Below are 8,541 nucleotides of genomic sequence, written 5' to 3' on the forward strand. Positions count from 1 at the left end.
AAACCCGCTTCCAGGAGTACGATAAAGCCGCCTAACCGTTCAAAGCCCTACCTGTGAACGAAACCGGGGCAGCTTCAGTGAGCGCCGTCCGGCCCACTGAGAATCGCACCATACGAGATGGGCCGGTCAGCGCCGGGACGCACAAAGATTGCGTCGTCTTAACAGAACCGATTCGCCTCCTCCGAACGCACCACGGGCTGCGGTCATCCGGTTGGCCTCCGACTGCCGACCAGCCCGGACGGCAAAGCCCGCCGCGACGGCGTGTACACCGGAGGAACGAGGCCAGGGCCTGCCGGACCGCGCGAGGGCGTCGGTTGGCTCGTCGAGACGGCGGTAGGCGCCCTCATCCGGGTGTGGCGGCGCCTCCTCCCACCCCCCGCGTCGCCCCGGCGCCGCCAGGGGCGGTCCTGGACGATCGGATCACACCGGGCAAACCGGCGAGCCGTGAAACAGACCGATAGTTGTCTCGCTTCTGCCCTTGCCATCGGGACCCGGATGGGTACTCCGACCCCCGGGGCAAGGTCGTTACGGCACTCGACTCACTCTCAAGAAGCCCACACACTGGTTCCATGCGATGGATCACTGAAACGGGAAGCCGGATCGAACTGCTCAACCCCCGTGCCGCGGAGGAGTACGCCGACTATCTGCTCCGGGTCACGGCCGCCGACGGCACCGAGATCGGCTTTTTCGCGTCCGTCACCGATCTGCAGAACAACGTCGACCTTGCCGGCCTGCGCGCCGTGGGAACGACCGAGCTCTGAACCGCCCGAACCAGGTGGTCGGCGCCTCATCCGGACAGATCTGACCTTTGGACGGCGTGTTCGCCCTGCGGATCCCCATCGCCCCGCAGGCTCGATCACGCCGCATCACTCTCACGTTCGCGGGGGTGAGCGTCGCGGACCGGTCTGCGGCCACCCCGGGACGGCAGCCCCATCCGCGTCAGCCGAGTTCGCTCACAGCGGCGATCAGCTCCGCCCAGGGGAACACGGTGCTCTCGCGGCCCGGCTGGTCCACTCCCCCACGCGGGTCGCCGGGCCGCCCGAACACCAGCCGCACCCCCCAGCCGCGCAGCGACTCGAGGCTTGCCGCAAAGGCGGGATGACCGGCCAGCGCGCTGTTCGGGTACGGCGCCATGACCATGGGCCGGCCGCCGCCGATGGCCTCGTTGAGCAGGCCGAGCGCGAGGGTGTCCGAGATACCGGCGGCGATCTTGTTGATGGTGTTGAACGTGGCCGGTGCGACGACGAACGCGTCGGCCGGCGGCAGCACATCCGGCTCGCCCGGGCGTTTGTAGTGCGACCGGACGGGATGGCCGGTCAGCTCGGCCAGCCGCTCGACGTCGAGGAAGCCCAACGCCGCCGGTGTCGCCACCACGCACACATCCCACCCGGCCACCTGTGTGGCCTCGACGAACGCCGGCAACTCGGCCGCGGGATACCCCCCGCACGCCACCACGTACAGCACCCGCGCGTCGGCAACCACCCGGCCATCCTTGCGTTTTCCGGCGTCGCCGTCAGCGGACCGCGCCCATCGGGACCGCCCAGGCCGACCCGGTGGCCAGAAACATCGACCGGGTGACTGGTATCCGACTCGTGCCGCCATGGCCGGACATCGGTGCTAACCTCCGCCGACTGCACTATTCCGGGGGTTGACGTGGCTCGCATGCGCATCATCGGCAGGACACGAACGGCGCCGGTGGTCGCCGCGGCCTTCGGCCTGACCATGGCCCTGGGCAGCTGCCAGGGTGGCCAGAGCGGCCAGAGCGGCGCAGCCACCGCCACGCGCACCAGCATCGACGTCCTCGTCTCCCCGACACCCGGCGCCGCCGTCTCCCCGACGGCCATCGCCACACCGTCCACGGCGCCCCCGGTGACGAGGTCCCCCAAGGCCATCGCCACCGCGCACCCAACGACCACCGCCGACACGGCCTCGACGAACATCGCCGCAGTCGCCGCTGCCGTGAAACGTGAACCGGGGCTTGCCCCTGATGGCGTCGTCGAAAGCGTCGTCATTTCCTCGACCGATCCCACCTGGGCCGCCGCCGGCGTCGTTTCGCCCACCGCCGGAGGCGTCAGGGCGCTGCTGCACCGCACCGGCGGCGCCTGGAAGGTCGTCGACTTCGGCTCCGCCGAGGTCGGATGCACCGGCGGCCCCTCCGCCGCGATCCTGGCCGAGCTCGGCCTGGACTGCCCCAGCTGAGCCTGGTCACCCCCGGTCACCCTGCGGCAGAGCGACGGGCCGGCCGGACGTGCCCTCACCGCCGGTGCCGAATGGCAGTACGGGCCCGTGGTCGGAGGTGGATCCAGACGGGGTGGACCTGCTGTCGCCGGGAGAAGAACACGGTTCGACGTCGATCAGTACAGGACGCGGCGGCCGGGTCCGGCGACGCCGGCGGCGAGGTCACCGGCGGTGAGCCGGTAGACCGCCGCCTGGGTGGCGTCGTTGCAGGAGTAGTACAGGTCGCCTGCCCGGTCGGCGGCGACGCCGAACAGCCGCTCGGTCGCCCCCACGCACGTCCCGCGAACCACCGTCCGCGTCGCGCCGGACCCCGCAGTCGCCCCCGCTCCCGAGGATGCGGCCGCTGCCGGCGGGTCCAGCAGTGAGATGGTGCGCGTGTCCGCGTCGGTGAACAGCACGCCGCGTCCACCGGGGGCCGGGGCGAGCGTGGTGAGGGCGGACTCGTCGAGGCGACGCTGCACCACCGTGGTGATCATCCCGTTCTCGATCAGGTGGATGCGGGCGTAGCCGCCGGCGTAGGACAGGACGAACACCCGCCCGGCACCGTCCACGGCCACCGCGTAGGCGTTGTCCAGCCCGACCGCGGTCGCGGACTCGGTACCGTCATAGCGGCGTTCTTCGGCACCGCGTCGATCCTCGCTGCCGCTGCCGCTGCCGCGGCCGGCGACCAGGGTTGCCGGAGTAGACCGGTAGTCGCCGGACGCGCCGGCCGGGTCGAGCCGCCACACCTGCCCGGCGTAGCCGGTGGTGAAGTACACCGCGCCGTCCCCACCCACCGCGACCGAGGTCGGCGTCCCGACCCTCGCGCCGAGCGCCCGCGGCGCCGACGATGCCCCACCGGCCGGGCAGATCTGCTCCGGTGGCCGTCCGGTGTTCGGATCGCCCCCGTCGGCGCCGGTGCCGGCTCCGATCCCGGTGCCGGTGGGTTCGGCGGCTGGACGTCCGGCGACGGTCTCGGCCCGCCACGGTTGACCGAGCGGCTGGTAGAGCCGGCGCACCACGCAGTTCCACTCGTCCGCGACGAACACCGATCCCCCACCGGCGCCCAGTCCTGCCGGGCGGTGCAGCCCCGCGTCGGCCGCCGGTTCGTCCCGCGCGACGCCCGGCAGTCCGATCCGCTCCGGCCGTTCCAGCCCACCGGATGCGCTCGTCCCGGTGGGAGTGCTCGTCCCGCCGGTACCGGGACCGGTCGAGGCGGTGGCGACGCTCGCGGGACGCCCGATGATCGAGGTCACCTTCCCGTCGGCGAACCGGGTGAGGGTGTGCTGGCTCGAGTCGGTCAGCAGGATCCCGCCGGCCGGATCCGCGGCGAGGCTGATCAGCCCGCGCAGCGGCAATGGCGCGCTCACCGGGTAGACGATCGGCGGAGCGGCACCGGACCCGGACTCGGCCACGGCCGTGGTGCCCGGCCGGCCGATGCTCAGGACGCCCGTCGCAAGCAGTGCCAGGACGGTGGCGACGACCACCACGGTCGTCGCCACCGACACGCCGACCGGCGCCGTCCACCAACGACCGGGCCCCACCGCCAGCCCACCCCGCCGGGCCTGTCCCAGCCACCCCGGCGTCGGCATCCCCGGCGTCGGCATCCCTGCCGACCTGCCCTGCAACCCGGCTGGGCGGCGTGCTGGTCGCGCCGATCGGCTCGACGGCGTCGCCGGTGCGCCTGAGGACATCGCCGATCGGCCTGGTGGCCCCGGTGGGGGGAGCTGCGACGTCCAGGGGGACGGGTCGGGGCGGCGCAGGTCGTCCTCGCCGCGGAATCGGATGCCGGTGTGCGCCAGCCAGTCGGGACCGAACGTCCGCTCGGCGGCGGCGCACAGCTCGATGGCGAACACGAGGGCACCGGGCTGACGGTCGGCCGGGTCCTTCGCCAGCGCCCGGCGGGTGACGGCGTCCAGGCCGCCGAAGTGGGCCGGCAGCGCGGGTGGCGCAGCGCTGCGATGGCGTTCGGCCATCACGTGTGGTCGGGGATCGGCACCGAACGGCGGCGTCCCCGCGAGCAGTTCGTAGAGCACGGCACCGAGGGAGTACACGTCGACGCCGGTGCCCGGTGCGGCCAGCTCGAACTGTTCGGGCGCGAGATACGGGGTCGAGCCGACCACGCTCGTCTGCGTGATGCCGACGGTCGTCTCCAGCAGCCGGGCGATGCCGAAGTCGGTCAGCCGGGGCGCGCCGTCCGCGGTGAACAGGATGTTCGACGGCTTGATGTCGCAGTGCAGCAGCCCCTCGCGGTGCACCCGGTCGAGCGCGACGGCGATCGCCGCGGCGACCGCGCAGGCGCCCGGCGCGGTCAGTCCATCCCGCGCCCGTTCGGCGAGTGTGCCGCCGGGCAGCAGTTCCATGACGATGAGCGCCGTCTCCGGCGTCCGCACATAGTCGAAGACCCGAACAATGTGCGGATGGTCGAGGCTCGCGACAATGTGCGCCTCCGCATCGACCTTGCCGGCGGCAAGCCCTCCCGCCACGAGCCCCGCCGCCCCCAGCCCCGCCGCCGCCGCGCCGAACTCTGCCGTGCTGAAACCCGCCGTGCTGAAACCCGCCGTGCCGAACCTGGCGGCGCCGGACCCGGCGGGGCCGGGTTCCGCGGCACCGAACCTCGAGGCAACGCGCCCCGCGCTGCCCGCCGCCACAGATCGGTGCTCGCCGAACAGGACGCTGACGGTGCCCGTGTCGGCCGGCTCGCCGTCCGCATCGTCCGCCGCCAGTGGCAGCACCTTGACGGCCACCGCCCGGTCCAGCCGGCGATGTCGCGCGGCGAACACCCGCCCGAACCCGCCCCGCCCCAACTCCCGGCCGACGTCATAGTCCGGCAGTGCCGCCTGGACGTACTCCTGCAGCATCATGCGCGACTCACCAGCGAATGCTTTCGCAGCACTGGTCCTCCGGGGTCGGCCTGTCGCCCACGAAACAGCTCCAGCCGGATCACGCCCCTCGCGTCATCCCATGCATGCAGGCTGACTATAGCGGTGCGGCCGCACCACGAGAACCGAAGATCAAAAGTGCGAAAAGGAGATGTTCGTGTCCGTCTGGCCGAAGGAGAGCCGCCGAGATCAGGCTGCGGTCACGCCTGGATCACGCTGGGATCAGGCGGACGGGGAGGGTGTTGGCGCCGCGGACGGCCAGGTGGGGACGGTAGGTGGGGGCGGCGGTGAGCTCGACCCGGGCGACGCGGTCGAGCAGGGCGTTCAGCATGATGTCGGCTTCCAGGCGGGCGAGCGGAGCACCCAGGCAGTAGTGGATTCCCTGGCCGAAACCAAGATGGCGGGCCGGCTGGCCGGGACCGGACGAACCAGGGCCGGACGAACCAGGACCAGACGAATCAGGGCCGGCGTAGCGGGTGAGATCGAAGCGGTCGGGGTCGGGGAAGACCGCGGGGTCGCGTTGGGCGGCGGCGAGCAGGCCGAGGGCGCCGTCACCGCGGCGCAGGGTGTGGCCGGCGATCTCGACGTCGGCGAGGACGGAGCGGGCCAGCCACTGGATCGGCGGGTCATAACGCAGGGTCTCCTCGAGCGCGGCGGGCACGAGGTCGCGGCGGGAGCGCAGCAGCGCGTACTGCTCGGGATCGCGGGCGAGCGCCAGCACGGCACCGGAGACGAGGTTGACCGTCGTCTCATAGCCGGCGACGAGCAGCAGCACACACAGGTCGACCAGTTCGTCCGACGACATCCCCTCCCCCCGCGTCGCCGCGTCGCCCGATGATCCGACACCCGAGGACGCCCGGTCTCCCGGCCGTCCGGCCGCGCCCGCGTCGGAGACCGTGACCAGGGCGCTGAGCAGGTCATCCGCGGGATCAGTGCGGCGGCGGTCGATGAGCGCGGTGAAGTACTCGGCGAAGCCACGGGTGCCGTCGGCGCGGGCGGTGCGCTCGGCGGGGGACAACATCTGGTCGGGGTCGAGGCCACGGGTGAGCGCGGAGGCCCAGTCACCGAAGATCTTTTCGTCCTGCGCCGGCACCCCGAGCAATGTGCAGATGATGTGCAACGGCAGTGGACGGGCGAAGGCGGCGACAAGGTCGACCTCGCCACCGGGCCGCGCGATCACGTCGTCGGGCCGCCCGATCACGTCGTCGGGCCGCCCGATCGCGTCGTCGAGGAGTTGGGTGGCGAGCGTGCGGGCGCTGTCGGCGAACCGGGCGATGCGCCCGGGGGTGAACGCGCGGCTTACCAGGCGGCGCAGCCGGGTGTGGGCCGGCGGGTTCGCGCGCAGCATCGAGCGCAGGCCCTCGTCGACGTCCGTCACGGGGCGGAAGGCGCTTTCCGCCATGGACAGATGGCCGAACGCCTGGTCGGTCAACAGCTGCAGGCAGTCGTCATAGCGGGTGAGCACGACGATGCGTGGGGACTGCTCGGACAGCCAGTGCGTGCGACCGGCGGCACGCAGTGCGCGCAGGTTCGGATAGGGGTCGGCCCGGTGCCGCGGGTCGAAAACACCCAGCACGTTGACGGTCTCGGTGGTCATCGTGTGCCCTCCGACATCCTGCTCTGTGACCCGAACTGCCCGGTGGCGTCGTGCCCCGCGGCATCCTGCTGGCAACCCGGGTTGGCGACGGCATCCCTCGACCACGAATGTCCTGTTTCCTGCGACCACCCAGCTCGGCACCCTATCCCGGACACAGCCGGAGACAGGACGATTCGGCGGCGACATCATCGTGAATTTGCCGGGACAATACCGCTGCGACAGACGCCGGTAACGCGGTACACGCATCACCGGACGGAAGATCAATATTTGTTTCGCATCGCACGATTCGGGATCCCTCGAATTCACCAGCCACCCCTTGACCAGCGCGGACAAATAATCGGACGATGGCGCCCGCGCAACGGCCGTTCCTCTCCCCAAGGAGCCGGATTCATGACCGCAACGGAGATCATTCCCAACGGCGCGGTACCCGACGCGCGCGAGTTGTTCGACGCGGTCCACCACCTTGATCCCTACCCGGGCTATCGGCGGATGCGGGAGACTCCCGGCCCCACTACCGTCCGGTTGGGTGGCACCGAGGTTAACGTGCTGTCGCGCTTCGCCGACTGCACGGCGGTCCTCGGCAGCCAGTCCTGGGGGCATGGCAACGTCGACCGGCTGAGCCCGTTCTGGGATCAGGAGGCGAGCCTGCCCGGCTCGTTCATCCGGATGGACCCGCCGGACCATCGCCGGCTGCGGGCCTTGGTGAACAAGGCGTTCAGTGCACGGATGGTCGCCGATCTCGCGCCGCGGATCACCCTCCTGGTGGACGATCTGGTGGACCGCGCCGTCGCCGCCGGCGGGCTCGACGTGGTGCGTGACCTGTCCGCGCCGCTGGCCCTGGCCATGGTCGGGCGCCGGCTGCTCGGCGTCCCGGAGGAGGACGCCGAGCAGCTGCGGTCGTGGGAGCTCGCGATCGCCCGCGGCACCGACCCGGAGCCGCTGCTGTCCCCCGAGGAGATCACCGCGCGGGACACCGCCGGTGCCAGCGTCGTCGCCTACCTGGCCGAGCTGGCCGCGAAGCGCCGCGCCCATCCCGAGGACGACCTGCTCAGCCGTCTGGTGGCCGTCGAGGAATCCGGCGAGGTGCTCACACCGGCAGAGGTCATCGGCATCTGCGTGCTGCTGCTCGTCGCCGGTATGGAAACCAGCATCAACCTGGTCGGCAACGGCATCCTCGCCCTGCTGGCGCACCCCGACCAGCTCGCCCTGCTACGGGGACGGCCCGACCTCGCCGGCCCGGCGGCCGAGGAGATCCTGCGCTACGACACGCCCACCCAGTTCACCATGCGGGTGGCCCTGGCCGACTCCACCATCGACGGTCACGACTACCACCGCGGCGACGGCGCGATCGTCCTGATGGGCTCGGCCGACCGTGACCCCGACGTCTTCCCCGACGCCGACACCCTCGACGTCGCCCGCTACGCCCGCGCCGGCCGCTCCCCCCGCCACCTGGGCTTCAGCCTCGGCCTGCACTACTGCCTCGGCGCCCCGCTGGCCCGCCTGGAAGCATCCACCGCGATCCGCACCCTGGTGGAACGCGCCCCTGGCCTGCGCTTGGCCGTCGCACCCACCGACCTCACCTACCAGCCCTCGATCATCCACCGTGGCCTGCAGTCCCTCCCCGTAGAGCTGACCGCCACCCCCACCGCCACCCCCACCGCCTGAGCCGGATCCGGCCCGAACCTCAGACCGACCCGACCGACCACACCGAACGATCAGCCCGCTCACCTGCCCGCCGGAACGCCGGCCCACCGGGACACCGGCCCACCGGGACACCGGGACACCGGGACACCAGAACGCCATCCACCGGATGCGGGGAGTCCTCCGCTGCCGATGCCGAGGTCA

General features: G+C 71.8%; 6 protein-coding genes. 3 read left to right on the forward strand and 3 right to left on the reverse strand.

The genetic code is table 11. The annotated features are described in order from the left end of the window. Positions 1-569: 569 nt before the first annotated feature. Positions 570-761, forward strand: a complete 192-nt coding sequence (locus ND747_RS24610) for a hypothetical protein (protein ID WP_251736565.1) — start codon at positions 570-572, stop codon at positions 759-761. Positions 762-939: 178 nt separating this feature from the next. On the opposite strand, the gene ND747_RS24615 is transcribed toward ND747_RS24610, so the two are convergent. Further along, the gene (locus tag ND747_RS24615) at positions 940-1,482 is read right to left on the reverse strand and encodes a flavoprotein (protein ID WP_251736566.1); all 543 of its coding nucleotides are present in this window, start codon (positions 1,480-1,482) and stop codon (positions 940-942) included. A 180-nt stretch (positions 1,483-1,662) separates the two neighbouring features. Between ND747_RS24615 and ND747_RS24620 the strand changes: the two genes are divergently transcribed. After that, the gene (locus tag ND747_RS24620) at positions 1,663-2,199 is read left to right on the forward strand and encodes a hypothetical protein (RefSeq protein WP_251736567.1); all 537 of its coding nucleotides are present in this window, start codon (positions 1,663-1,665) and stop codon (positions 2,197-2,199) included. 155 nt (positions 2,200-2,354) lie between these two features. Here ND747_RS24620 and ND747_RS24625 read toward each other — a convergent pair whose 3' ends face one another. Both ND747_RS24625 and ND747_RS24630 read right to left on the reverse strand, forming a co-directional pair. After that, on the reverse strand, positions 2,355-5,081 hold the full coding sequence (locus ND747_RS24625) for a protein kinase (protein ID WP_251736568.1): 2,727 nt from the start codon (positions 5,079-5,081) through the stop codon (positions 2,355-2,357). Positions 5,082-5,310: 229 nt separating this feature from the next. After that, positions 5,311-6,696, reverse strand: coding sequence for a cytochrome P450 (locus tag ND747_RS24630; protein WP_251736569.1), 1,386 nt, complete (start codon positions 6,694-6,696; stop codon positions 5,311-5,313). A 390-nt stretch (positions 6,697-7,086) separates the two neighbouring features. Here ND747_RS24630 and ND747_RS24635 point away from each other — a divergent pair, with 390 nt between their 5' ends. Next, positions 7,087-8,361, forward strand: a complete 1,275-nt coding sequence (locus ND747_RS24635) for a cytochrome P450 (RefSeq protein ID WP_251736570.1) — start codon at positions 7,087-7,089, stop codon at positions 8,359-8,361. Positions 8,362-8,541 lie beyond the last annotated feature (180 nt).

Origin of the sequence: Frankia sp. R82, assembly GCF_023716925.1 — a bacterium.
In the GTDB taxonomy this organism is placed as follows: Bacteria; Actinomycetota; Actinomycetes; order Frankiales; family Frankiaceae; genus Frankia.

Excerpts from the sequence above, each read along its gene's own strand:
- ND747_RS24630 (WP_251736569.1), bottom strand. The coding sequence starts at position 6,696 with ATGACCACCGAGACCGTCAACGTGCTGGGTGTTTTCGACCCGCGGCAC.
- ND747_RS24635 (WP_251736570.1), top strand. The coding sequence starts at position 7,087 with ATGACCGCAACGGAGATCATTCCCAACGGCGCGGTACCCGACGCGCGC.
- ND747_RS24620 (WP_251736567.1), top strand. The coding sequence starts at position 1,663 with ATGCGCATCATCGGCAGGACACGAACGGCGCCGGTGGTCGCCGCGGCC.
- ND747_RS24610 (WP_251736565.1), top strand. The coding sequence starts at position 570 with ATGCGATGGATCACTGAAACGGGAAGCCGGATCGAACTGCTCAACCCC.
- ND747_RS24625 (WP_251736568.1), bottom strand. The coding sequence starts at position 5,081 with ATGATGCTGCAGGAGTACGTCCAGGCGGCACTGCCGGACTATGACGTC.